We start from the raw sequence: 24,756 nt of genomic DNA, 5'->3' as shown, positions 1-24,756 counted from the left end.
GCAGCAACGAATAACGGAGACTGGAAAGGAAAAAGCATGAAGGTACGCAAGCTTGCGGTTGCACTGGCTCTGGCGGGAGGGCTCGGTTCCGGCGTCGCACAGGCCCTTGGCCTTGGAGAGATTGAACTTCAGTCCTATCTGAACGAGCCGTTGGATGCGGAGATTGTTCTGCCGCAGAGCGAGGGTGTCAGTCCCGGCGATGTCTTCGTCAACCTGGCCCCGGAGTCCGCCTACGAGAGAGTGGGCCTCGATCGCAGCCAGTTTCTGAGTAAGCTCCGTTTCGAGGTGGTGACGGGTACGGACGGCAACCTGGTTGTGAACGTCTCGTCCAGGGAGCCGCTTCGCGAGCCCTACCTGAACTTCCTGCTCGAGCTGACCTGGCCGAACGGCCGCCTGATGAGGGAATACGCGGTTCTCGTCGATCCCCCCGTCTACGCTGAGCAGTCCGGCGTCAAGGAACAGGTCGCTGCTCCTACCACGCCTGCCGCAAGCACCAGCCGGACCGAGCCTGCAAGGAGTCGTGAGTCTGTACGCCGCCAGGCGCAGGCGGAAACTGCAATGGCCGATTCAGGCCGTTATGCCGCGGACACCTTCGGTCCCACCGGACCTTCCGACACGCTGTGGACCATTGCTGCTCAGGTCCGCCCGAATAACAGCGTCTCGATGCAGCAGGTCATGCTCGCCCTCCAGGACCAGAACCCCGATGCCTTTATGGGCGGCAATATCAACCGCCTGAAGCGGGGAGAGGTACTCCGTATTCCGTCACTTGAACAGATTCAGCGGCGCAGCCGCGCGGAAGCAACGCGTCTGGTCAGTCAGCAGAATGAAGAGTTCAAGTCTCCGAAGCGTACCGTGGATGCGACCGCGACCAATAAGCCCAGTCAGGGCACTGCCGCGGCGTCGTCTGGCGGCGATGAGCTCAAGCTCCTTGTTGCCGATAACAAGGGCGCCAAAGACACAGCCGATGGTGGCTCTGCCGGTGGTGACAGTAAACTGCCGGGCGGTGTCGACGCCGGAAACGCAGTGGCTATGGAAGAACTGGAGAGCGCGCGACGTGAAAATGCCGATCTCAACAGTCGCGTCGAAGATCTGCAGGATCAGGTTCAGACCCTCCAGCGTTTGCTTGAGCTGAAGAACAGCCAGTTGGCGGACCTCCAGCAGATGACTGGAGAGCAGGACCAGGCCCAATCTGCCACGTCGGGTTCCCCGCAGGCGGATACCGGCACCGACGTAGCCGAGACGGCTCCTGATCAGGGCGCGATGTCCGAGAGCTCAGATCAGCCAGAGGCAGCCGCGTCCGGCGAACCCGAGTCCGCTCAGGGCGAACCAGCGATGACTGATACAGGTGCCGCGCCAGAAGCTGCATCTGAAACCGGCCAGGGGGAGCAACCCCAAACCGCCATGACCGAAACGCAGGCGGAGGCCGATACGGCAGAACCGACAACGCAGGAGCCGGCTCAGCCGTCGGCCAGTGAATCGCCGGAGACCGCTCAGTCCCAGGTCGGGACTGCAAGCAACTCGGAGTCTGCCCAGCCGGAAAGCCAGCCTGCGGCGGCTCAACCGGCAGCACAGGAAAAGGGCTTCCCCGCCAACATCATCGACAGAATCCTGAACAATCCGATGTATCAGATCGGCCTTGGCGGTGGTTTGATTGTTCTGTTGCTGCTGCTACTGCTGTTGGCCCGCAGGAACGCCAACCGGGAAAAAGCATTTTACGAGCAGCTCAATAGTGAGAATGAGGATGGTGCAGATTCGTTTGATCTGAGCCTCGACGAAGAGGAAACGGAAAAGCCCGGTGAGGGGGATGCAATCTCCGAGGCCGACGCCTACATTGCCTATGGTCGCCACGACCAGGCAGCGCAAACCCTGGAGACGGCGATTTCCCGGGAGCCGAGCCGCACCGACCTGCGTCTGAAGCTTCTGGGCGTGTATGCGGATAGCCAGGACCGGGACTCCTTCGAAAAGCAGTATGGTGAAATCGAGGCGCTCGACGATGAGCACGCCCTCGCCGAAGCCAGCGTTTTGCGGGAGCGCCTGGAAGAGGCCGAGGCGATGCCCAGCATTGACGATCTCGAATCCCAGTTGCGTTCGGACTCTTTCGGGTCTGGTGAGGAGACCGCCGAAACATCCGATTCTGAGGCTTCCGCCGAAGAGGACATGGATATTTCCGATGAGCTCCTTGCTGATCAGTATGATTCGAGCAAAGAGGACGAAGTCGAGAACGCGTTCGGCGACTTTGATTCGGATATGTCCGATTTCGACCTGAGCGAAGTCGAGCAAGCTGAATCCTCGTCAGAGGAAGCGGCGACCGATCAGCGCGATGACATGATCGAATTCGAGATGCCGGAGCAGGAAGAGGCGTCAGAAGAATCCGACGCCGGTGAAGAGACCAGTGATCTGGAAGAAACGGACTACTCCTCTCTGGAAATCGATCTTGAGGAGCAGGGAGAGCAGCCGGCATCCTCTGAAGAGAAAGAAGAGGATCTGAGTCTCGATTTCGACCTTGGTGAGCTCGAGGACACTGCCGAAGAAACCGCCACTGATCTCGGAGAAGCTGATATTGCCTCTGAGTCCGAGGAAACTGGATCTGCGGAAGATCTGGGCGACGAAACCAGCGCCGAGCAGGAGTTTGATGGCCTGGATGAGTCCTTCCTTGACGAGCTTGATGCCGAACTCGACAAAGTGGCCGATGATGAGGAAGAGCTCGGTGGCGAGGAAATGGAAGAGTCCTCCCTCGACGACCTGGAGCTGGACGTTTCTGATGAAGACCTCGCATTGATGGAGGAATTCTCTGATTCCGCCGATAGCACCAACCACGGCGAGGAAGAGACTCCGGAACTCGATGAGGAGCTGGGTCTCGAGGATACACTGAGCGAGGGCGATCTTCTGGGTGAGGGCGAAGAGCCCAGTGCCGAGCAGGAAGTGGCCGACACTGAGGAATTGGGCGATCTTGGGTCTCTCGAAAATCTGGCTGAGCAGGAATCTCCCTCTGCCGATGATCTGTCCGAGGAAGAAGTTCCGGTAGCCAGTGAAGAAGTCAGCGAAGAGTCGGAAGCGCCCGAAGCGAAGCCCCAGTCGTATGATTTGGACGAGAGTGATCTCGGCGACGACGACGATTTCGATTTCCTGGCCGGAACCGACGAAGCAGCAACCAAACTGGATCTCGCCCGTGCCTACATCGAGATGGGTGACAGTGATGGTGCCAGGGATATCCTCGAAGAGGTGGCCCTGGAAGGAAATGATGAGCAGAAAACGGAAGCGCAGGATCTCCTTAAAAATCTGTCCTGATCCGTTATAATCGCTGCATTGGTGACGAGCGCCGGCTCCGGGTTTACCGGGTAAAGCCGGCGCTTTGTTTTTGTAGCACGGTTTTTTTCGGAAATTCCTTTTGTTCCAGCAACTGCAACAACTGACGACAGAGACGCCAATCGGCAATGGCCGTGTGGCGTTGGCCTTCGAATACGACGGCCGGGCCTTTCACGGTTGGCAGATGCAGAAGTCCGGTGTGCGCTCCGTTGAAGGTGAACTTGCCAGGGCTGTATCCCGGGTGGCCGACCAACCGGTAGAGCTTGTCTGTGCCGGGCGTACCGATGCGGGCGTTCACGCGAGCTATCAGATTGCCCATTTTGATACCGGCTCGGTCAGGAATCTGCGGTCCTGGGTCATGGGAATCAATACCGCCTTGCCCGACGATATTGCGGTGCATTGGGCGGGGCAGGGGGTTGATGATTTCCATGCCCGGTTTTCCGCTGTTTATCGCCGCTACCGATACATCATCTACAACCATCCGGTCCGTCCGGGCATCCTGCGCGGCCAGGTCAGCTGGACGTTCCGCCCGCTGGACACCGAGGTCATGCACCGGGCGGCCCAGGTACTGGTCGGTGAACACGATTTTACGTCGTTCCGCGCCGCGGGGTGCCAATCCCGAACGCCTGTCCGCTTTCTGGAGCAAATTTCGGTAACCCGAAGAGGTTCATTCATCGTAATTGATGTACAGGCCAATGCGTTCCTTCATCACATGGTGCGCAACATCGCCGGGGCACTGATGGCGGTTGGCCAGGGGCTTCAATCTCCGGAATGGATCGACGAGGTTCTGGCTTCCCGGGATCGACGGCTCGCTGGTGTTACCGCGCCGCCGGACGGGCTTTACCTGGTCGATGTGGGGTATCCTTCACAGTATGGAATACCCAGCGCGGAGTGTGGCCCGGGTTTCGTGTCGCCCTGGTTCCAGAATGATGACAATCGACCGATCGAGCCCACTCACATCCACCCGAAACAGGCGAAAGGCGGCTCATGAGCACTCGTGTCAAAATCTGCGGATTGACCCGTCCTGAAGACGTCAGTGCCGCTGTCGGTTGCGGCGCAGATGCCGTGGGATTCGTGTTTTTCGAGCCCAGCCCCAGGTCGGTGACTGTGGATCATGCGGTGGCTCTGGCCAGGGAAGTTCCGGCGTTCGTATCGGCCGTGGGGCTGTTCGTGAACCCACAACCGGATTTCGTAAACGAGGTGCTCAGTCGGGTGCCTCTGGACCTGCTTCAGTTCCATGGCGACGAATCCCCGGAATTCTGCCGCAGCTTCGGACGTCGATGGATAAAGGCGGTCCGGGTACGTGAGGAAGGCCAGATCGAACAGGCATTTTCCGATTATAAGGGCGCAAGCGGTCTGCTGGTTGACGCCTGGGCCCCGGACAAGTTCGGAGGAACGGGACAATCGTTTAACTGGGGCCTGATCCCGGCCCGTCGCCCCATGCCCCTTATATTGGCCGGCGGATTGTCATCTGCTAACGTAGCCGACGCCGTAACACGGGTGAAGCCATGGGCTGTGGATGTCAGTGGCGGCGTCGAGCGTAGCAAGGGCATCAAGGATATCCAGAAAATTTCCGATTTCATCAAAGAGGTTCACCGTGTCTGTAAAACTGACTGAAGAAATGCTGAGCGCACTTCCTGATGCACGGGGTCACTTCGGTGCCTTTGGCGGACGGTTTGTATCCGAAACCCTGATGGATTCGCTGATGACGCTGGAGAAGGAATACCTTCAGCTCAAACAGGATCCTGAATTCCAGGCAAAGTTTGACAAGGATCTGGCTGACTATGTCGGTCGCCCAAGCCCCCTGTATTTTGCCGAGCGGCTGACCCGTGAAACCGGAGGTGCCCAGATCTGGCTGAAACGCGAAGATCTGAACCACACCGGCGCACACAAGGTGAACAACACCATCGGGCAGGCCCTCCTGGCGGCGTTTCTCGGCAAGAAGCGGATCATCGCGGAAACCGGGGCTGGCCAGCATGGCGTGGCAACGGCAACGGTTTGTGCAAGGCTCGGCCTGGAATGCCATGTCTTCATGGGTGCCGAGGACGTTCAGAGACAGTCGCTCAACGTGTTCCGGATGAAACTGCTGGGTGCCGAGGTGCATGCGGTTCAAAGCGGTACGCGCACGCTCAAGGATGCCATGAATGATGCCATGCGGGACTGGGTGACCAACGTCGATGATACCTTTTACATCATTGGTACCGTCGCCGGGCCGCATCCCTATCCGATGCTGGTGAGGGATTTCCAGTCAGTGATCGGTCGTGAGATACGAAGCCAGGCTATGGATAAGGTGGGCAAGCTTCCGGATGCGCTTGTGGCGTGTGTGGGCGGTGGCTCCAACGCGATTGGTATGTTCCATCCGTTCCTCGCAGACGAAAATGTTGAATTGTACGGCGTTGAAGCGGGTGGTCTTGGGATTGCCAGCGGGCAGCATGCGGCGCCGTTGTGTGCCGGTCGCCCGGGTGTTTTGCACGGAAACCGGACCTATCTGATGGAAGACGAGAATGGCCAGATTGCCGGCACCCATTCGGTGAGCGCCGGACTGGATTATCCGGGCGTCGGTCCCGAGCACGCCTGGCTCAAGGACATCGGGCGGGCAAACTACGTGTCGGTAACGGACGAAGAGGCCCTTGACGGATTCCGGAAACTGACCCGGGTTGAAGGTATCATGCCGGCCCTGGAAACCGCCCATGCCGTCGCCTATGGCGTCAAGCTGGCTGCGGAAATGGACAAGGATCAGATGTTGGTGATCAACATTTCCGGTCGGGGCGACAAAGATATCCATACTATTGCCAACCTTGATGGCATCGAGATTTGATTAGGGAGCGGGCATGAGCCGAATTGAAGCGGTACTGAAAACCCTCAAAGGACAGGGGCGCAAGGCGCTGATTCCTTACATTACCGCAGGTGATCCGCATCCGGATGTCACGGTAGAACTGATGCACACGCTGGTAGAAGCGGGAGCCGACATCATCGAGTTAGGCGTGCCGTTCTCCGATCCGATGGCGGATGGCCCGGTAATTCAACTGGCCTGTGAAAGGGCTCTGAAACACGGTACCTCGCTCCGACAGGTGCTGGGTATGGTCAAAACCTTCCGGGAAACCGATGCCAGGACCCCGGTCGTGTTGATGGGCTATCTGAACCCTATGGAAGCGATGGGGTATGAAGCGTTTGCCGATGCCGCCGTGGATTCGGGGGTTGATGGCATCCTGACCGTGGATCTTCCGCCTGAGGAGGCCGACGACGTTGCGCCGCTGTTTACCCAGCGTAAGCTTGACGCCATCTTCCTGCTGGCGCCGACCACCACGGATGATCGGATTCGGGCGATCAGCGAGCACTCTTCCGGCTATGTGTACTATGTTTCATTCAAGGGTGTGACCGGCGCCGCCAGAATCAATGTCGACGAAGTCGCATCAAAAGTGGCTCACATCCACGAAATGACGGCGCTCCCGGTGGGTGTCGGATTCGGAATCCGCGACGCGGAGACGGCGGCTGCGGTCGGTCGGGTATCCGATGGTGTAATTGTTGGTAGTGTTTTGGTCGATACAATAGCCAGAAATCAGGCAGATACGGCTGAACTCAAGCGAGCTTTGACCGATTTGCTCCACCCAATGCGCGAAGCACTGGATAGCCTGGCTTCCTGAGCAGTTAATTCCGGGCAGGCAGGCCTCAACGGACAGGATTGAATCATGAGTAACTGGCTGGACAAGATCATGCCGAGCAAGATTCGCTCGGAATCCAAGCAGAGAACCGGTGTTCCCGAGGGTCTCTGGAAAAAGTGCCCCAAATGCGGCGCGTTTCTCTATAAGCCGGAACTTGAGAAAAACCTGGATGTTTGCCCGAAATGCAACCATCACATGCGTCTGAGTGCCCGTCGCCGTCTGGACATTTTCCTCGACGAAGACGGCCGGGAAGAGATCGCAGCCGACCTGGAGCCGTGGGATCGGCTGAAATTCAAGGACACCAAACGCTACAAGGATCGTCTCTCTCACGCCCAGAAATCCACGGGCGAGAAAGACGCCCTTATTGCCATGAAGGGAACGACGCTCAATGTTCCCCTGGTGGCATGCTCGTTTGAGTTCAATTTCCTGGGCGGTTCCATGGGCCAGGTTGTCGGGGAGAAATTCGTGCAGGCGGCCAATGTGGCGCTGAGGGAGCGTATTCCCCTTGTCTGTTTTTCAGCCAGTGGCGGTGCGCGTATGCAGGAGGCCATCCTGTCCCTGATGCAGATGTCCAAGACGGCGGCGGTTCTTGAGCGCATGAAGCAGGAAGGCATTCCCTATATCTCCGTGATGACCGATCCCGTTTTTGGCGGGGTGTCAGCGAGCCTGGCGATGCTCGGCGATCTCAACATCGCGGAGCCCAATGCGTTGATCGGGTTTGCCGGGCCCCGCGTGATTGAACAGACGGTCCGTGAGAAGCTTCCGGAAGGCTTCCAGCGCAGCGAATTCCTGCTTGAACATGGTGCCGTGGATATGATTGTTCACCGGCATCAGATGCGGGAGCGGATCGCCCACGTACTCGCCAAGTTTACCGGCCAGGACAAGCCTGGAACGGAAGCACCCATCGAATTTGAAATCACGGAAAAGCCGGAAGACGATGCCCCCGAGCAGTAGTTCGGTCCGGACTCCCCCGGTTGCGCCGGGGGAGGCAGCCACCCTTGAACAATGGCTTGACTACCTCGAGTCCATTCACCCCACCGAAATCGAACTGGGCCTTGACCGCGTTCTGCTGGTATTGCGCAGGCTGTTTCCCCGTAAACCCAATGCCCGGATCATTACGGTAGCCGGAACCAACGGCAAGGGAAGTACGGTTGCCGCCCTTGAGGCACTCCTGATGCGGGCCGGCCGGCGAACCGGAGCCTATACCTCTCCGCATCTTCATCGGTACAACGAACGGGTCCGCATTGCCGGCATCGATATCGACGACGATGGGCTTATCCGGGCATTCAATGCCGTCGAACAGGCCCGTAAGAATGTCTCTCTTACCTATTTCGAATTCGGGACCCTGGCTGCGTTCGTGGCATTCGCCGAGGCCGGCGTTGAAGACTGGATCCTGGAGGTGGGGCTTGGCGGACGGTTGGACGCGGTCAATGTTCTCGATGCCGATTTTGCAATTATTACGTCCATCGACATCGACCACGTTGCTTTCCTGGGCGACGACCGGGAAGTGATCGGGTTCGAGAAAGCCGGCATTCTTCGTCCCGGGATCCCGGCGGTATTCGCAGACGATGCTCCGCCGAGATCGGTGCTGCAGCAGGTTCACGCCCAGCGAGTCGCTCTCTCCAGGCTGGGTGAGGACTACACCATCCGGCAAATCCCGGAGAGCAACACCGGCGAGTTGGTGCTGAATTACCGGGGCGAGACTCTCCGGATGCCGGACGGGCCGTTACCGGTGAAAAGCATAGCGGCCGCGGTTGTGGCTGTTCGGACCCTTGAGCCGGAGCTGCCGGTATCTGTGGTGGAACAGGCACTGGCTGAGTTATCCCTTCCTGGTCGTTTTGAAACCATCAGCAGCAGCCCCCGTGTGATTGTGGACGTTGGCCATAACCCCCATGCGGCCGGCTGGTTGGCGAGTCAGCTGGGTCGGCTCAGGGCGCCGGATGGAAAGGTCTTTGCCGTGTTTGCGGCTCTGGGCGATAAGGACGTTGAAGGTGTTGCCCGGGCCCTGGCGCCGGAAGTTGATGAGTGGTTCATCGCGCCGCTGGATGTGCCTCGTGGCCTGGGTGTCGATGCACTCGCTCAACGACTGGAAGCGGCCGGTCTGCCAGCCGTGCATCGTTGCCAGTCTGTGGAAGAAGCCCTGGATCAGGCCCGGCAGGCCGCTTCCGAACCGGACCTGATTATAGCGACCGGATCTTTCTATACGGTGGGGCAGGCCCGGACCGCCCTGAAAAAGAATGCATCTTAAACTTTGTCCATAGCGCCGGTTCCGCTTTGAGTTCTGGGAATGGGCCGTTTACCATCGGCAGTAACGCTTTGAAGGCTGGACAGGTGACAACGGGAGTGACAGCGTGGACGGATTGAAACAGAGGATCATCGGTGCACTGGTGCTGGTGTCTTTGGCCGTTATTTTCGTGCCGATGATTTTTGATGAGCCTCATTCCGAGCGTACCACCACGTCGATCCAGATTCCGGAAGAGCCCCCCTTCCCGGAAGTGGATACCCCTGCTGAAGATATCCCGCCCGCGCCGTCCTACGATGAAGGCACCACCACCGAATCAGCCACCGGGACCACCTCCGGATCGTCGGGTAACGAGACGTCCGCACCGGACTACCGCCTGGTAGAGAAGGACGATGCCTCCGCGCCTGCCAACGACGCCAGTGCGCCGGCGGCTGAGAGTGCCGAAGCTCCGACTGCTTCCGCCGAATCTCCTGCCGAGTCGCCCGCCGACGCTACCGCTCAGGCGCCTGACAGTGTCGAATACAGCGGGTCGCTCAAGGGAGCATGGGTGGTTCAGCTGGGCAGTTTCGGGAATCCGGATAATGCCCGCCGTCTGCGCGATAATGTGCGGGAAAAAGGGTATAATTCCCACCTTCAGGAAGTGGAACGGGGCGACGTAACGCTCGTGCGGGTCTTCAGTGGTCCCTTTGCCAGCAGATCCGAGGCTGAGGCGGCCAAGAAGAAACTTGATCAGGCGTTTGGTCTGAAGAGTCTGGTCACCGAGGGTGACAAATAACGCCTTGTTGGTGTTTCTTGGAAACAGGCGGTTTGGCGCTGCCCGGATTCCTGATAGAATTCGCGCTTTCGTTACGCCACCGGAAGTTTCATGGAAGCGCTGATCTGGATTGACTGGGTCATCATCGTCCTCATTGCGGTCTCCACGCTGATCAGTCTCAAGCGGGGGTTCGTCAAGGAGGCATTGTCGCTGGTGACCTGGGTTGCCGCCTTTATCCTCGCCCGGACGTTTCACCCCCAGATGCAATCGCTACTGGAAAATACGGTGGAGACACCGCTGGTCCGCCTTGTGGCGGCGTTCGCCATCCTGTTTTTCGGCACGCTCATCGTCGGAGCCATCGTCAACAACATGATCGGACATCTCGTTCGGGCGACAGGGCTTTCTGCGACGGATCGAGTGCTCGGAATGGGGTTTGGCCTGTTACGTGGGGTAGTGGTGGTTATTGTTGCCATTGCCTTTACCCGATACACCCCGCTGTCCCAGGATACCTGGTGGCGGGAATCCATCATGATCAATCATCTCGCAGTCGTTGAAGACTGGTCCCGGCGTACATTCGGCGATGAATTTGCGCGTTTCCTGGGGCCCGCTGAGAAGCCTGCGGGACAATCCGGAAAGCCGGACCCCGGTTCGGCTGACGGGAGCATGGAAGCCGCTTCTGCTTCTGGCTAACATTTCAAGTATCAACACTCGGAGAACATCCTATCCATGTGTGGCATTGTCGGCATCGTCAGTACATCCAACGTCAATCAGTCGCTCTATGATGCACTGACTGTACTTCAGCACCGTGGCCAGGACGCAGCGGGCATTGTTACCTTTCAGGATGATCGCTTCTATCTGCGCAAGGACAACGGACTGGTTCGCGACGTGTTTCACACCCGGCACATGCGCCGCCTGGTGGGGAATGTCGGAATTGGCCACATCCGCTATCCGACAGCCGGTACTTCGAGCTCGGCAGAAGCCCAGCCGTTTTACGTCAACAGCCCCTACGGAATCACGCTCGCCCACAACGGCAACCTGACCAATGCCGATGAGCTGGCCCGCGACCTGTTCCGGACGGATCTGCGCCACATCAACACCAATTCGGATTCCGAGGTGCTGCTGAACGTGTTTGCGCACGAGCTTCAGAAGCTTGGCAAACTGGTGCCCACCAAGGATGAAATCTTTTACGCGGTCAAGGCCGTCCACAAGCGCTGCCGGGGTGCCTATGCGGCCATTGCGATGATTACCGGCTATGGAATCGTCGGCTTCCGCGATCCCAACGGCATCCGTCCGGCCTGTTTCGGGGTGCGGAAAAACGAAGATGGCAGCGAAGAGTATATGATTGCCTCCGAGAGCGTGGCTTTGAGTGCCGCTGGCTTCAAGCTTGTGCGTGACATTGCTCCGGGGGAAGCTGTCTACATTGAGACGGATGGCACGCTTTACACGCAGCAGTGTGCGGACGAAGCTCACCTGTACCCCTGTATCTTCGAACACGTCTATTTTGCCCGCCCTGATTCGATTATCGACAAAGTGTCTGTGTACAAGGCGCGTCTCCGTATGGGCGAGACCCTGGCGGACAAGGTGCTGCGGGAACGTCCGGAGCACGATATCGACGTGGTCATCCCGATTCCGGACACCAGCCGGACCTCGGCGATGCAGATGGCGCACCGGCTCGGCGTGAAATTCCGGGAAGGCTTCATCAAGAACCGGTACATCGGCCGGACCTTTATCATGCCCGGCCAGAAAATGCGCAAGAAATCGGTGCGCCAGAAGTTGAACCCGATCGACCTCGAGTTCCGGGGCAAGAATGTGATGCTGGTCGACGACTCCATTGTTCGCGGCACCACCTGTAAGGAAATCGTGCAGATGGCCCGGGATGCGGGGGCACGGAATGTCTATTTCGCCTCGGCAGCGCCGCCTGTTCGCTTCCCGAACGTGTATGGCATCGACATGCCTTCTGTCCATGAACTTATTGCCCACGATCGCACCGTCGAGGAGATCCGGGAGCTGATCGGAGCGGATTGGCTCGTGTACCAGGATCTCGAGGATCTCATCGCCTGCGTTAATGATGTCAATGAATCCATCGAGGGGTGGGAGTGTTCGGTTTTCACCGGAAACTACGTCACCGGCGATGTGGATCAGGCGTATCTGAACAAGCTGGAAGATCTCCGCAAGGATGAAAAGCGAACCCAGCCCGGGATGTCTTCGTCGGATAATGGAATCATAGATCTGCATAATGATGAAGATTGACTGTTTGCCCAAGCTGTCCGTCAGGAGAAACCCATGACCTATCGCAGAGAAGAAACCGTCCAGATTCCCGAATCGGATCTGGAAGGTATGTCCGTGGAAACGCTGGCCGTCAGGGCAGGGCAGATCCGGACCGACCAGCTTGAACACAGTGATGCGATCTTCCCGACATCCAGTTTCGTCTACGGCAGTGCCGCACAGGCTGCAGCCAGGTTCGGCGGGGAAGAGCCGGGGAACATCTATTCCCGGTTCACCAACCCGACGGTACAGGCCTTTGAGGGCCGGATAGCGGCGATGGAAGGCGGTGAACGCGCCGTTGCGACTGCCTCTGGCATGGCTGCGATCCTGAGTACCTGTATCGCACTGCTCAAGAGCGGCGACCACGTCGTCTGTTCCCGGGGCGTTTTCGGCACCACCAACGTTCTGTTCCAGAAATACATGGCGCGGTTCGGAGTCGAGACCACGTTTGTGGGCCTGACGGATCTGGATGAATGGTCAGCCGCCATTCGCCCCGAAACCCGTATGTTGTTCCTCGAGACGCCGTCAAATCCGCTCTGCGAAGTGGCGGACCTGGGGGCTCTGTCCCGCCTGGCCAAAGCCAACGATGCCTTTCTGGTGGTGGACAACTGCTTTTGTACGCCCGTGCTCCAGCGTCCGCTCGAGCTGGGTGCCGACATTGTCGTCCATTCGGCAACCAAGTACCTGGACGGACAGGGCCGTTGCGTCGGTGGGGCTGTCGTCGGTCCGAACAAGCTGCTGGAGGAAGTGTATGCCTTCCTACGCTCGGCCGGGCCGACCATGAGTCCGTTCAACGCCTGGGTGTTCCAGAAGGGCCTGGAAACGTTACCGATTCGTATGCGTGCCCATTGCGACAATGCGTTAGAGTTGGCGCTGTGGCTGGAGCAGAAGGATGCGGTGCAAACCGTGTATTATGCAGGTCTGGAGAGTCACCCCCAGCACGAGCTGGCCAGGGCCCAGCAAAGCGGGTTTGGCGGTGTTCTGTCGTTCTGCCTGAAAGGCGGGCGCGACGAAGCGTGGCGTTTTATCGACGGCACTCGCATGATATCGATTACTGCCAATCTGGGCGACGTGAAGACGACGGTGACCCATCCGGCTACAACGACTCATGGTCGTTTGTCGCCCGAGGACAAGGAGCGCGCAGGCATCACCGAAAACCTTATCCGGTTATCGGTGGGCATTGAAGCGGTCGAAGACCTGAAGACGGATCTCGACCGGGGCTTTGCCGCCCTTCGCGCTTAAAGCAACGGACACGTTAGAGCATTCATGGCCGAAACTGCGAACGCGAAGAAGACACCCCGGGATCTGACCGAGAAACAGCAACGCTTTCACCGCCTTGTCGGGCAGGGCGCTCGAGAGGGTGCGGTGATCGCGCTGATCGCGCTCACCATCTATCTTGCGATGGCCCTGGTCACCTTCACGCCGGGCGATCCGGGCTGGGCGAGTATTGGCCACGATACCACGGTTCGAAACTACGCCGGCCGCACAGGGGCGTGGCTTGCGAGCCTGTTGATGGATTTTTTCGGGGCAGTCGCCTACCTGTTCCCGATGATGGTCGCCGGATATGCCGTGATGTTGATCCGGCGCCGCAACGATTCCCTGGACCTCCACTGGCCGCTGTTCCTGGTAAGGTTTGGCGGATTTCTCCTGATTCTGCTGTCCGCCACCAGCCTGTTATCGCTGTATTCGGTCTTCGGCCTGACAGTGTCATCCGGGGGGGTTCTGGGTGCGGCCGTCTCCGACGCCATGGTGCGGTTCTTCAATCTTCCGGCGACCACGCTCCTGCTGATTGCCATTTTCCTGTTCGCGCTGACTGTGACCACCGGGCTGTCCTGGTTCTGGTTAATGGATCAGGTTGGTGGACTGACGCTACGCGTAGGCGAGTTCCTCAAAGGCCTCTGGTCTCCGGCGAAAGTCGACAAGAGCGGCAGCGCCGCTCAACCGGAAGGCCGGCCTGAAAAGAAAGTGAGGAAGGAGCCGCCTCCGATTGTTAATGATCGGGTTGAGGCTAAAGCGGCTAAAAAAACCCGTTCCAAAACCGATCGCTGGTGGCACAGGATTCCCGGCTTTAAACGGCGGAAAGTCGCCCCGGAAAAGCCGGATACCACCCGACTCGAACCCGCTGTCGAAGGTATGTCGGCGCCGCCGGCGTCTGAACCGGAGCGACTGGAGCACTTTACGGCCAGTGACGGCATCGACGACACCATGGTCGATCGCAAGCCTGCTCCAAAGCCGAAAAAAGCATCCGATGAGGCGCCTGCGCGGTCGTTCAAGATTTCACCGTTCAAGAAAGATGAACCGACGAACCGCGAACCCGGCAAAGGCGAAAAGCAGGGTTCCCTGCTGGCGGATATTGAAAGCCCGATTCCGCCGATTTCACTGCTGGATCCGCCGGAGGAGCATAAGGAGCGGGGCTATTCCGAGGAATCCCTCGAGCATATGTCCCGGCTGCTTGAGGAAAAGCTGGGCGACTTTGGCGTCTCTGTAGAGGTGGTTGAAGTCAATCCCGGCCCCGTGATCACCCGCTTTGAGATCAAACCGGCGCCCGGGGTGAAGGTCAGTAAGATCTCCAACCTTGCCAAGGACCTGGCCCGGTCCCTCGCGGTGCTCAGCGTTCGCGTGGTCGAAGTGATTCCCGGTAAATCCGTGGTGGGTATCGAGATACCGAACGAAGAGCGGGAAATGGTACGCCTGTCCGAGGTGCTCGGGGCGCGGGTCTTCACGGAGAGTTCCTCGCCGTTGACCCTGGCGCTGGGTAACGACATCGGTGGTAATCCCATGGTGGCCAACCTGGCGAAGATGCCGCACCTGCTGGTAGCCGGTACCACAGGCTCCGGTAAGTCCGTCGGTGTGAATGCGATGCTGCTGAGCATGCTGCTGAAGGCATCGCCAGAAGAAGTCCGCTTCATCATGGTCGATCCCAAGATGCTCGAGCTGAGTATCTACGACGGCATACCCCATCTCCTGGCGCCGGTGGTTACCGACATGAAGGAGGCCGCAAACGCGCTCCGGTGGTGTGTGGCCGAGATGGAGCGACGTTACAAACTGATGGCGAAGCTCGGTGTTCGTAACCTTGCCGGTTTCAACCGGAAGGTGAAGGATGCCCGGGCCGCGGGAGAACCGATCCTGGATCCCTTGTGGCAGCCGGATGAGTACCTGGATAACGAAGAGCAGTACCATCCGGAGCTGGAAACCTTGCCCTTTATCGTCGTGGTGATCGACGAGTTTGCCGACATGATGATGATCGTGGGCAAAAAGGTGGAAGAGCTGATCGCCCGGATTGCCCAGAAAGCCCGTGCCGCCGGCATTCATCTGATACTGGCGACCCAACGTCCGTCCGTGGATGTCATTACCGGTTTGATCAAGGCCAACATCCCGACCCGGATCTCTTTCCAGGTGTCCTCAAAGATTGATTCCCGGACAGTGCTCGATCAGGGCGGTGCGGAGCAGCTCCTGGGGCACGGCGACATGCTGTACCTGCCGCCGGGTTCCGGCCTGCCCGTTCGGGTTCACGGTGCCTTTGTCGATGACGACGAGGTGCATCGCGTGGTCAGCGCGTGGAAGGACCGGGGCGAGCCCGAATACGTCGATGACGTGCTGACCGGCGCAGAGGGCGAAAAGTTGCCCGGAGTTCCCAGCCTCAGCGAAGGCGGGGGAGATAGCGAAGGGGATTCCCTGTACGACGAGGCGGTCGCGTTTGTGACCGAGGGCCGGCGAGTATCGATCTCATCGGTCCAGCGTAAATTCAAGATTGGCTACAACCGAGCCGCGAACCTGGTGGAAGCCATGGAAGCGTCCGGTGTGGTGAGTGCGGCGGGCCATAACGGAGCCCGGGAAGTGCTGGCGCCACCACCGCCAAGAGACTAGGAGCGGAACTGAATGACGTGTTCCCCGATGAAATGTGTATTGGCCCTGATAGCAGCCCTGGCATTCAGCGTTCCGGCGTTTGCTGACGGTGACAGCGCCGCAATCGAAGTGACTGGAGCGAAGGCGGCCAGCGAGCTGACTGACATTCTGGGAGGCTACGAGACTTATCAGGCAGATTTCATTCAGGTGGTTGTGAATGAAAAGGGCAACCAGGTGCAGGAGACGAATGGCAAGCTCAAGGCGAAAAGACCCGGTCTGTTTTATTGGGAAACCAGTAAACCGCTTTCCCAATACATCGTCAGTGATGGCAAGACCGTTCAGGTTTACGATCCCGACCTTGAACAGGTGACCATTCAGAAGCTCGACGGGCGGGTCCAGTCTACGCCGGCCCTGTTGCTGAGCGGACAGGTGGATAACCTGGACGAAACCTACCGGGTCAGCGAACGCAAGCTTGGCGAGCATACCCGTGAGTTCACCCTGGAACCCCGTAGCCCGGATTCATTGTTTACATCGCTGCGCCTGAGCTTCTTCCAGGGAGAGCTCCAGGAAATGCGGATGCGTGATTCGCTCTCGCAACTTAGCATACTGAGCTTCGACCATATCCGTTTGAATGACACCATCGATGCCGGAGCTTTCACGTTGGACTATCCGGATGGCGTGGATGTCATCCGGGAAGGGAGCTGATGCAGGAGAATCTCTTCAGCCAGGAGGCGGGCTTCCAGCCGCTGGCGGCGAGAATGCGCCCCGAAACACTGGATGATTACGTCGGTCAGACTCACCTGGTGGGGCCGGGTAAGCCTCTCCGGCGAGCCGTCGAACAGGGTCAGCTCCATTCGATGATTCTCTGGGGCCCCCCGGGGGTGGGCAAGACCACCTTTGCCCGCCTGCTGGCGAACGTTGGCGATCTCGCGTTTGAAACCGTGTCGGCCGTGCTCAGCGGCGTCAAGGACATTCGTGCGGTGGTGGAGCGCGCGCGCAATCGCAAACAGTCGGAAGGCCGCGACACCCTGCTGTTCGTTGATGAGGTGCATCGCTTCAATAAAAGCCAGCAGGACGCTTTTCTTCCCCACATCGAAGATGGCACGTTTATCTTTGTCGGGGCCACCACGGAAAACCCGTCTTTTGAGCTCAACAGCGCCTTACTGTCCCGAACCCGTGTGTATGTGCTGAAAAACCTGGAGGCAGCCGAGGTTCTCACCCTATTGCGGCGCGCTCTTGATTCCGGTCATGGATTTGCAGGGCGACTCGCGGTGCCGGACCGGGTTCTTGAGTTGATGGCCGCCGCCTCCGGCGGCGATGCCCGCCGAGCATTGAACATCCTGGAAGTGGCGGCCGATCTTGCCGAGCCTGATGCCGAGGGCCGGGACACGGTATCGGAGGCGGTGCTTGAGCAGGTGATGCAAACCAGTCTGCGCCGCTTTGACAAGGGTGGAGACGTGTTTTATGACCAGATTTCGGCGCTCCACAAGTCGGTTCGTGGATCCGATCCCGATGGTTCCCTGTACTGGCTTTGTCGGATGCTGGACGGCGGCTGTGACCCGCTTTATGTTGCCCGGCGCCTGGTGCGGATTGCCAGTGAAGATATTGGTAACGCTGATCCCAGAGCCCTCCGCATTGCCATGGATGCCTGGGACTGTCAGGAGCGGCTGGGTTCGCCCGAGGGCGAATTGGCCTTGGCCCAGGCGGTGACCTACCTGGCGATGGCGCCTAAAAGCAATGCGGTCTACAAGGCATTCAACCAGTGTATGGCGGATATCCGCCAGGATCCGGATCTCGAGGTTCCCGTTCACCTGAGAAACGCACCCACCAAACTGCTGGCCTCCATGGGGCATGGCGCATCCTACCGCTATGCCCATGACGAGCCGGACGCCTTTGCGGCGGGCGAATCCTATCTGCCGGAGGCGATTCACGAACGCCGTTACTACCAGCCGGTTCAGCGCGGTCTGGAAATCAAGCTTGCGGAAAAGCGCCAGCGCCTCGATGCCCTGAATGACCAGAGCCCGAACAAACGGTATTCCTGAGGTCCGACGGTGGCCAGCGCCGTTTGTGCGGGTATAATGGCGGGTCATTGAACCCACTTCGAAAACCGGAAAAACCAGGACTACCATGCTCGATCCCAAACGCGTCCGTACCCAGACCGAAGAGATTGCCCGCCGGCTGGCCATCAAGAATTTCGAATTCGATGTTGCTGCCTTCGAGCAACTGGAAGAGCGTCGCCGTGAGCTTCAGGTGCGCACTGAGACGTTGCAGAGCGAGCAGAATAAGCGGTCCAAATCCATCGGTAAGGCCAAAGCCGCCGGCGAGGATATCCAGCCGCTTCTGGAGGAAGTGGAGAACCTGAAGAAGCAGCGCTCCGAGGCCGAGGAATCCCTCCGCGGGTTGCAGGAGGAGCTCAATGCCTTTCTGTCCGGCATTCCGAACCTGCCGGACGAAGACGTACCCGCCGGGGAAAGCGAGGACGACAACGTCGAGATCCGGACCTGGGGTGAGCCCCGCGCTTTCGATTTCGAGCCCAGGGATCATGTCTCGCTGGGCGAGGCCCTGAACGGCCTGGATTTTGAAACGGCTACCAGGCTGGCCCATTCCCGGTTTGCGGTGATGCGCGGTGGTATTGCCAGGCTGCACCGGGCACTGGCCCAGTTCATGCTGGACCTGCATACGGGAGAGCATGGTTATCTCGAAGCATACGTGCCGTACCTCGTGAATGCGGAGACGCTCTACGGCACCGGGCAGTTGCCCAAGTTCGAGGAAGATCTGTTCAAGACCGAAGGTGAACATCCACTGTACCTGATACCCACTGCTGAAGTGCCGGCCACCAATCTGGTGTCAGACACCATACTTGGCCCCGAAGAGCTGCCCCTGCGAATGGTCTGCCACACTCCCTGTTTCCGGAGTGAGGCCGGTTCCTACGGGCGCGACACCCGTGGCATGATCCGGCAGCACCAGTTCGACAAGGTGGAGCTGGTGCAGGTGGTGCGACCGGAAGATTCGGACGCGGCCCTTGAGGCGCTCACCGGCCATGCCGAGAAGGTGTTGCAGCGCCTGGAGCTCCCGTACCGGGTGGTCACGCTGTGTGGCGGCGACATGGGCTTTTCGGCTGCGAAAACCTACGATCTCGAGGTCTGGCTGCCCGGACAGGACAAATATCGGGAAATCTCCTCCTGCTCCAATACCCGGGATTTCCAGGCGCGTCGCATGCAGGCCCGCTGGCGGAACCCGGACACGGGCAAACCGGAACCGGTTCATACGCTTAACGGCTCCGGACTTGCCGTGGGCCGGGCCCTGATTGCGGTTATGGAAAACTACCAGCAGCCGGATGGCAGTATCGCGGTTCCCGAAGCGCTGAAGCCCTATATGGGCGGGCTCGAAGTGATCCAATGACGGAGCGTCCCGCTTCAGGTCCCGTTTCGGGCGTTGCAGCCCGGCCGGGACCGGTGCGTAACAGGACCAACCCGGTCACTCGTAATCCGAACAACTCGGAGGGCGAAGTGGCGCTTGTCGGTGCCGGTCCCGGCGATCCGGAGTTACTGACTCTCAAAGCCTGGCGTCTGATCACGTCCGCCGAGGTAGTACTCTATGATCGACTGGTCTCACCGCCGATTCTGGATTTGATTCCCGACACCGCTGAAAAGGTCCATGTGGGCAAACAGCGTTCAAATCACACCTTGCCCCAGGAGCAGATTAACCAGAGGCTGGTGGATCTGGCCCGGCAGGGCAAAAAGGTGGTGCGGTTGAAGGGAGGGGATCCCTTCATTTTCGGCCGGGGTGGCGAAGAAATCGAAACCCTCGCGGCGGCGGGGGTCCGGTTCCAGGTGGTACCGGGCATCACGGCTGCTTCCGGTTGTGCCGCGTATGCCGGTATTCCACTGACCCATCGCGACTATGCCCAGTCCGTCCGGTTTATCACCGGTCATCTGAAGAATGACACCTGCGACTTGCCATGGACCGACTTCGTCCAGAACAACCAGACCCTGGTGTTCTATATGGGGCTGGTCGGCCTTCCGGTGATTGCGCGGCAGTTGGTACAGCACGGGATGTCTCCCGACATGCCCGTCGCCCTGATTTCAAAAGGCACCACGCCGGACCAGCAGGTGGTTACCGCCACCCTGGACACCATTGTTGCCCAGGTAGATGCGGAGCAGATACGGCCACCGACGCTGGTGGTTATCGGCGAAGTGGTGAACCTGCGTGGCAAACTGGACTGGGTGGGTGGCCTGCCCGGTGGCGCACCGCAACCGAATAGCTGAACGCCATGAAAAAAGGGAACCCGCGGGTTCCCTTTTTTGCTCTATCGCTCGAACTCAGGCCGTCCGCTTTGGCAGCACGTCCTTGAGTTTGTCCCGCATTTCCCGGATGGCCTTCTCTGTGGTCGGCCAGTCAATGCAGGCATCGGTGATCGAAACACCGTATTTCAGGTCTTCGAGCTTTTCCGGAATCGACTGGTTGCCCCAGTTGATGTTGCTCTCTACCATCAGGCCCTGGATCGACTGATTGCCTTCAAGAATCTGATGGGTGATGTCCTGCATTACCAACGGCTGGATTCCCGGATCCTTGTTGGAGTTGGCGTGACTGCAGTCGACCATGATGGACTTTCTCAATCCTGCCTTTTCCAGTGCCTGTTCGCACAGGGCAACGCTGACCGAATCGTAATTCGGCTTGCCGCCGCCGCCACGCAATACCGCGTGGCCGTAGTTGTTGCCTTTGGTACGGATAATCGCGACCTGGCCCTTCTGGTCGATGCCCAGGAAGCTGTGGGGATGCGACACGGATTTCATGGCGTTCACGGCAACATCGAGACTGCCGTCGGTCCCGTTTTTGAACCCGATAGCCATGGACAGGCCACTGCTCATTTCGCGGTGAGTCTGTGATTCGGTTGTGCGCGCACCGATGGCGGACCAGGCGATTGTGTCTTGGAGGTACTGCGGGGAGATCGGATCCAGCGCCTCGGTGGCTGCCGGAAGGCCCATTTCATTGATGTCCAGCAGCAGTCGGCGGCCGATGTGAAGGCCCTGCTCGATGTCGAAGGTATCGTTCAGGTGAGGATCGTTGATCAGGCCCTTCCAGCCCACGGTGGTACGGGGCTTTTCAAAATACACCCGCATCACGATCAGCAGGGTATCGCTGACCTCATCGGCCAGTGCCTTCAGGCGTTTGGCATAATCCCGTGCTGCGTCGACATCGTGGATGGAGCAAGGGCCCACGACGACAAACAGACGATGGTCTTTACCGTCCATGATGTCGTAGATTGCCTGCCGACTGTTGGCAACCGTCTCGGCTGCCTGGTCTGAAAGTGGCATTTCCGATTTCAGCGCTTCCGGTGTAATGAGCGTCTCCGTGCTGGCCACGTTCAGATCTTCTAATTTCTTACCCGACATGTTGTTCTGTTTCCCCGGTTCTGGTCGATATATCCCTTCGAGAATTGAGTCCGGAAACCGGTTATTTCGAGGAATACTGATTAACGGCATAAACGGTCGGGGTCGGTTGCGATAAACCCCGACGAGTTGGTTATACTGCGTTATTTACAGGGCCTTTTCAACGCTTCCGGGCGACGGGGATCGGATGTCAGAACCACGCAAGAAATCGGGTACCGCATCGCCGGGGGGCGCACTCTCCGGCGGCATTGATGCGATCCTGGCAGGCATCCGTGTTCCGGACCTGCCTTACCCTCCAGGCAAACTCGCCGAGGGGGATGTCAGTGACTGGCGCCCGTTGATGGCGTCCTGCTGGGCTGAGCAGCGCGACGAGCGGGTCACACATGTGATTCGTTCGGTGAATCTGGACTGGTCGGTCCGACAGGTGAACGCAGCGTACATTGCAGATCGCATAATGGACCTTTTCCTCAAGACCAGTGGGCTCCATCCGGAACTTAGCCGCAGGATTGCACGGCTGCGATTTTATCTCGCCTGGAGAATGAATCTGGAGGGCCCCCGTGCTTTCGACCCGGACCTGGTCCAGTGGCTCGATGGTCTCCAGGAGTGGCGTGGTTGGAGCAACACCGGTGGCCGATCCGGAAAGGCGCTGCTGGACCAGCTCCAGTCCCTCATAGTGGCTGTTTCGGCAACCTTTGAGGACGAAGGAATCGCTGCCTTGAAGCGCTTTTGCGAAGACTGGACGACCGATGCCCGCAAGCGGGAGGCTCAGGTTGAAAAACTGTCCCGGCGGTTGCTGGAGACCGAGCAGGGCGCGTCCCGCCAGCGGTATGCAGATCAGATCGCCCGGGCGTTATTGGGCCGGGCGCTGCAGAATCGTCGTTTGCCGGAGCCGGTTGCCCGCTTTTTGAGAGACAATTGGTATCGACTGCTGAAGCAGGCGGCCTGGTCCTCGGGTGTCGACAGCGAGGAGCTCCGCCACGGCAGCAAATTGCTGGAATGGCTGGTCTGGGCCGGCGACCCGGCGCTCTCGGACAAGGACCGGAACCGCCTCTATCAGGTCGGGGAACAGCTGGGCGACCGGGTGGCAGACGTTTGGCAACGGGTGATGTCGGAGCCCTTGCCTGCTGGCGCCCTGGACGGTATCGAATCGGTACTCGTGGCTCGATTGCGTGGTGAGTCGGTGGATCTGGTCGACCCCTTGTCCACGCCTGCGCCGCTAACCTGGCAGTCTGGTTGGCTGAGTACCACAAAACCGGAACCGGAAGAGCTCGAGAGGCTTGCCGATCGCTGGTTCGTCAATGGTGAAGGCCAGAAGCAGGAACGGCGGTATTTTTTTGCGTTCCTTGAGGATTCCGGGGAGGTTCTCTGGACCAATGGCGCAGGGGTCAAGCTTGGGCTCCAGGGTTGGGTGGAATTCAAGAAGGAAATGGATGCTGGTTTGCTCCGGCCGCTGCCTGAGCTGACCGCATTTGGAAAGGTTCTTAAAGACACGGTGTCGGTTCTGGCCGACGTCTGCGAGAAACAGCGCAAGCAGCGTGAACGTGCTGCACAGGAAGCACGGGCCAGGGCGGAAGCGCTGAGGTTGCAACGGGAGGCCGAAGCCGAGCAGCGGAGGGCTCGCGAGGCGGAACGTGAAGCGGAACTTGCGCGTCAGCGGGAAGAGATCGAGCAGAAGCGAATCGCCGACGAGGAAGCCGAGCGCCAGCGGGACCTTCGTGAACGAACGCTTCTGGCGGAAAAGCAGGTAGCGGGCATCAAGCTCGGCGGATGGATCACTGTTCGGGCTGAACCCGAACGGGATCCCCAGAGGCTCAAGCTGGCCGTGCGTATCAACGCATCCCGAAAGCTGGTGTTTGTTGATCGACTGGGGCTCAACCGACAGGAATTCCTGGAATCCGATCTGGTGCAGGGGATTCTGGAAGACCGGATTCGTATTCTCGGCAGCAGCGCCGAGTTCGACGACACCCTGACCCGTGTGGTCGGAAGAATACGAGTGGGTAGAAACTGAGGGAATAACAATAATGACTGATCTTGACTACCAATTCGGCCGGAACCAGGACGTTTCCGACGATCGCGATAACCGGTCGGATTATCGACTGACGGCCCGGGCCAGAGCCGTGCTGGAACTTGAGGCCGTGATGCCGGAAGAGGGCGATGGGGAGGGTGACGGCCGTCAGCTGACCTGCAACATCCGGGATATCTCCGCCAGTGGGCTCTGCCTGTCTGTCTCGGAGCCGGTATCCATTGGTGCGCTGTTGCCCGTCACCGTTACCCTGTCGAGTGTTGGAGAACCATTCAGGCTGACGGTGGAGGTCATCTGGTGCCGGCCGAACGATGGCGCATTCCTGGTTGGCATGCACATCGTGGAGTCTGACGAAACCGCTTACGTCGAGTGGGTGGATGCCGTCGCGAGGGCGATGGCGGAGGAATAAAAAAGCCGGCGTCAAGGGCGCCGGCTTTTGGAAAATGGGACGGGCTTACTCGTCCAGCTCACCCATACCGGTAATATTGAAGCCGGCATCGACGTACATGATCTCGCCGGTAATACCGCTGGCCAGGTCCGACGACAGGAACGCCGCTGCGTTACCTACCTCTTCCGTGGTCACATTCCGGCGCAGAGGAGCCCGCTTGGCATTTTCAGCCAGCATGCGACGGAAGCTGGCAATCCCCGACGCTGCGAGCGTCTTGATCGGGCCGGCTGAGATTCCGTTTACACGGATGCCTTCCTTGCCCAGGCTCGCGGCCATATACCGAACGTTCGCCTCAAGCGATGCCTTGGCAAGGCCCATCACGTTGTAGTTCTGGAGAACCCGCTCGGCACCCAGGTAGCTCAGGGTCAGCAGGGAGGAATTCTCGTGCATCATCTTCCGGGCGCCCTTGGCCAGGGCGACAAAGCTGTAGGAGCTGATGTCATGGGCAATGCGGAACCCGTCACGGGTGGTGACATCGACATAGTTGCCGTTCAGCTCATTGGCCGGTGCGAAACCGACGGCGTGGATGATGATATCGATGTTGTCCCAGTGCTTGTTCAGCTCGGTAAACACGTTTTCGATTTCTTCGTCGCTGGCCACGTCGCAGGGGAAGGTCAGCTTGCTGCCCCATTGCTCGGCAAATTTCTCTACCCGGGACTGAAGCTTTTCATTCTGATAGGTGAAGGCCATTTCCGCGCCTTCACGAGCGAAAGATTCGGCGATGCCGTAGGCAATCGAGTGTTTACTGGCAACGCCCACAATCAGCGCTTTCTTGCCACTCAGCATTCCCATGGGTGATTCTCCCTGTGTTCCTGAT

The 24,756-nt window shown here is 59.1% G+C and carries 19 protein-coding genes and 1 pseudogene; 18 read left to right on the top strand and 2 right to left on the bottom strand.

Annotated elements, in window-relative coordinates; translation table 11 throughout:
• The first annotated feature begins 36 nt into the window (after positions 1-36).
• The 16 genes and pseudogenes from MLD04_RS10840 to cobA form a co-directional block, all read left to right on the top strand.
• The gene (locus tag MLD04_RS10840) at positions 37-3,288 is read left to right on the top strand and encodes a FimV/HubP family polar landmark protein (RefSeq protein ID WP_248158094.1); all 3,252 of its coding nucleotides are present in this window, start codon (positions 37-39) and stop codon (positions 3,286-3,288) included.
• 100 nt (positions 3,289-3,388) lie between these two features.
• A complete protein-coding gene (gene truA, locus MLD04_RS10835; RefSeq protein WP_248158093.1) occupies positions 3,389-4,297 on the top strand; it encodes a tRNA pseudouridine(38-40) synthase TruA in 909 nt (302 codons plus the stop codon).
• Positions 4,294-4,923 (top strand): phosphoribosylanthranilate isomerase, encoded by a 630-nt coding sequence (locus MLD04_RS10830; protein ID WP_248158087.1) that lies wholly within the window; start codon positions 4,294-4,296, stop codon positions 4,921-4,923. The genes truA and MLD04_RS10830 overlap by 4 nt, the downstream gene beginning before the upstream one ends.
• Positions 4,924-4,927: 4 nt before the next feature.
• The gene (gene trpB, locus MLD04_RS10825; RefSeq protein ID WP_248158279.1) at positions 4,928-6,124 is read left to right on the top strand and encodes a tryptophan synthase subunit beta; all 1,197 of its coding nucleotides are present in this window, start codon (positions 4,928-4,930) and stop codon (positions 6,122-6,124) included.
• A gap of 13 nt (positions 6,125-6,137) precedes the next feature.
• Positions 6,138-6,950 carry a tryptophan synthase subunit alpha gene (gene trpA / locus MLD04_RS10820; RefSeq protein ID WP_248158085.1) on the top strand — a complete coding sequence of 271 codons (813 nt, stop codon included), beginning with the start codon at positions 6,138-6,140 and terminating at the stop codon, positions 6,948-6,950.
• A 45-nt stretch (positions 6,951-6,995) separates the two neighbouring features.
• Positions 6,996-7,922, top strand: coding sequence for an acetyl-CoA carboxylase, carboxyltransferase subunit beta (gene accD, locus MLD04_RS10815; RefSeq protein WP_248158079.1), 927 nt, complete (start codon positions 6,996-6,998; stop codon positions 7,920-7,922).
• Entirely contained in the window at positions 7,906-9,216 is a 1,311-nt protein-coding gene (gene folC / locus MLD04_RS10810; RefSeq protein WP_248158075.1) for a bifunctional tetrahydrofolate synthase/dihydrofolate synthase, read from the top strand. The genes accD and folC overlap by 17 nt, the downstream gene beginning before the upstream one ends.
• Positions 9,217-9,319: 103 nt before the next feature.
• Entirely contained in the window at positions 9,320-9,985 is a 666-nt protein-coding gene (locus MLD04_RS10805; RefSeq protein ID WP_248158067.1) for an SPOR domain-containing protein, read from the top strand.
• A 90-nt stretch (positions 9,986-10,075) separates the two neighbouring features.
• Positions 10,076-10,654, top strand: coding sequence for a CvpA family protein (locus tag MLD04_RS10800; protein WP_248158065.1), 579 nt, complete (start codon positions 10,076-10,078; stop codon positions 10,652-10,654).
• Between the two features lie 36 nt (positions 10,655-10,690).
• Positions 10,691-12,214, top strand: a complete 1,524-nt coding sequence (gene purF, locus MLD04_RS10795; RefSeq protein ID WP_248158063.1) for an amidophosphoribosyltransferase — start codon at positions 10,691-10,693, stop codon at positions 12,212-12,214.
• Between the two features lie 33 nt (positions 12,215-12,247).
• Entirely contained in the window at positions 12,248-13,471 is a 1,224-nt protein-coding gene (locus MLD04_RS10790) for an O-succinylhomoserine sulfhydrylase (RefSeq protein WP_248158061.1), read from the top strand.
• 24 nt (positions 13,472-13,495) lie between these two features.
• The gene (locus MLD04_RS10785) at positions 13,496-16,096 is read left to right on the top strand and encodes a DNA translocase FtsK (protein ID WP_248158059.1); all 2,601 of its coding nucleotides are present in this window, start codon (positions 13,496-13,498) and stop codon (positions 16,094-16,096) included.
• 12 nt (positions 16,097-16,108) lie between these two features.
• Positions 16,109-16,780: an outer membrane lipoprotein periplasmic chaperone LolA gene (gene lolA, locus MLD04_RS10780; protein ID WP_248158057.1), complete on the top strand. Its 672-nt coding sequence runs from the start codon at positions 16,109-16,111 to the stop codon at positions 16,778-16,780.
• Complete coding sequence (locus tag MLD04_RS10775) at positions 16,780-18,117, top strand: replication-associated recombination protein A (protein ID WP_248158055.1); 1,338 nt, start codon at positions 16,780-16,782, stop codon at positions 18,115-18,117. The genes lolA and MLD04_RS10775 overlap by 1 nt, the downstream gene beginning before the upstream one ends.
• An 85-nt stretch (positions 18,118-18,202) precedes the next feature.
• Positions 18,203-19,477: a serine--tRNA ligase gene (gene serS / locus MLD04_RS10770; RefSeq protein WP_248158053.1), complete on the top strand. Its 1,275-nt coding sequence runs from the start codon at positions 18,203-18,205 to the stop codon at positions 19,475-19,477.
• Positions 19,420-20,343 (top strand): annotated as a pseudogene (cobA, locus tag MLD04_RS10765) (uroporphyrinogen-III C-methyltransferase); the annotation flags it as partial. The gene serS and the pseudogene cobA, both read left to right, overlap by 58 nt.
• 54 nt (positions 20,344-20,397) lie before the next feature.
• On the opposite strand, the gene MLD04_RS10760 reads toward cobA, so the two are convergent.
• A complete protein-coding gene (locus tag MLD04_RS10760; protein ID WP_248158050.1) occupies positions 20,398-21,471 on the bottom strand; it encodes a 3-deoxy-7-phosphoheptulonate synthase in 1,074 nt (357 codons plus the stop codon).
• A 184-nt stretch (positions 21,472-21,655) separates the two neighbouring features.
• Between MLD04_RS10760 and MLD04_RS10755 the strand changes: the two genes are divergently transcribed.
• Together MLD04_RS10755 and MLD04_RS10750 are read left to right on the top strand one after the other, a co-directional pair.
• Positions 21,656-23,476, top strand: a complete 1,821-nt coding sequence (locus MLD04_RS10755; RefSeq protein ID WP_248158048.1) for a DUF1631 family protein — start codon at positions 21,656-21,658, stop codon at positions 23,474-23,476.
• 13 nt (positions 23,477-23,489) lie between these two features.
• Positions 23,490-23,900: a PilZ domain-containing protein gene (locus MLD04_RS10750; protein ID WP_248158046.1), complete on the top strand. Its 411-nt coding sequence runs from the start codon at positions 23,490-23,492 to the stop codon at positions 23,898-23,900.
• A gap of 45 nt (positions 23,901-23,945) precedes the next feature.
• On the opposite strand, the gene MLD04_RS10745 is transcribed toward MLD04_RS10750, so the two are convergent.
• Positions 23,946-24,731, bottom strand: coding sequence for an enoyl-ACP reductase FabI (locus MLD04_RS10745; protein ID WP_248158045.1), 786 nt, complete (start codon positions 24,729-24,731; stop codon positions 23,946-23,948).
• Positions 24,732-24,756: the final 25 nt, after the last annotated feature.

Origin of the sequence: Marinobacter koreensis (assembly GCF_023156285.1) — a bacterium.
GTDB lineage: Bacteria > Pseudomonadota > Gammaproteobacteria > Pseudomonadales > Oleiphilaceae > Marinobacter > Marinobacter koreensis.
The sequence above is the reverse complement of the archived record's forward strand: the minus strand, read 5'-3'. Positions and strand labels throughout refer to the sequence as shown.

Excerpts from the sequence above, each read along its gene's own strand:
- MLD04_RS10840 (WP_248158094.1), top strand. The coding sequence starts at position 37 with ATGAAGGTACGCAAGCTTGCGGTTGCACTGGCTCTGGCGGGAGGGCTC.
- MLD04_RS10830 (WP_248158087.1), top strand. The coding sequence starts at position 4,294 with ATGAGCACTCGTGTCAAAATCTGCGGATTGACCCGTCCTGAAGACGTC.
- trpB (WP_248158279.1), top strand. The coding sequence starts at position 4,928 with ATGCTGAGCGCACTTCCTGATGCACGGGGTCACTTCGGTGCCTTTGGC.
- trpA (WP_248158085.1), top strand. The coding sequence starts at position 6,138 with ATGAGCCGAATTGAAGCGGTACTGAAAACCCTCAAAGGACAGGGGCGC.
- accD (WP_248158079.1), top strand. The coding sequence starts at position 6,996 with ATGAGTAACTGGCTGGACAAGATCATGCCGAGCAAGATTCGCTCGGAA.
- folC (WP_248158075.1), top strand. The coding sequence starts at position 7,906 with ATGCCCCCGAGCAGTAGTTCGGTCCGGACTCCCCCGGTTGCGCCGGGG.
- MLD04_RS10800 (WP_248158065.1), top strand. The coding sequence starts at position 10,076 with ATGGAAGCGCTGATCTGGATTGACTGGGTCATCATCGTCCTCATTGCG.
- purF (WP_248158063.1), top strand. The coding sequence starts at position 10,691 with ATGTGTGGCATTGTCGGCATCGTCAGTACATCCAACGTCAATCAGTCG.
- MLD04_RS10790 (WP_248158061.1), top strand. The coding sequence starts at position 12,248 with ATGACCTATCGCAGAGAAGAAACCGTCCAGATTCCCGAATCGGATCTG.
- MLD04_RS10785 (WP_248158059.1), top strand. The coding sequence starts at position 13,496 with ATGGCCGAAACTGCGAACGCGAAGAAGACACCCCGGGATCTGACCGAG.
- lolA (WP_248158057.1), top strand. The coding sequence starts at position 16,109 with ATGACGTGTTCCCCGATGAAATGTGTATTGGCCCTGATAGCAGCCCTG.
- MLD04_RS10775 (WP_248158055.1), top strand. The coding sequence starts at position 16,780 with ATGCAGGAGAATCTCTTCAGCCAGGAGGCGGGCTTCCAGCCGCTGGCG.
- serS (WP_248158053.1), top strand. The coding sequence starts at position 18,203 with ATGCTCGATCCCAAACGCGTCCGTACCCAGACCGAAGAGATTGCCCGC.
- MLD04_RS10760 (WP_248158050.1), bottom strand. The coding sequence starts at position 21,471 with ATGTCGGGTAAGAAATTAGAAGATCTGAACGTGGCCAGCACGGAGACG.
- MLD04_RS10755 (WP_248158048.1), top strand. The coding sequence starts at position 21,656 with ATGTCAGAACCACGCAAGAAATCGGGTACCGCATCGCCGGGGGGCGCA.
- MLD04_RS10750 (WP_248158046.1), top strand. The coding sequence starts at position 23,490 with ATGACTGATCTTGACTACCAATTCGGCCGGAACCAGGACGTTTCCGAC.
- MLD04_RS10745 (WP_248158045.1), bottom strand. The coding sequence starts at position 24,731 with ATGGGAATGCTGAGTGGCAAGAAAGCGCTGATTGTGGGCGTTGCCAGT.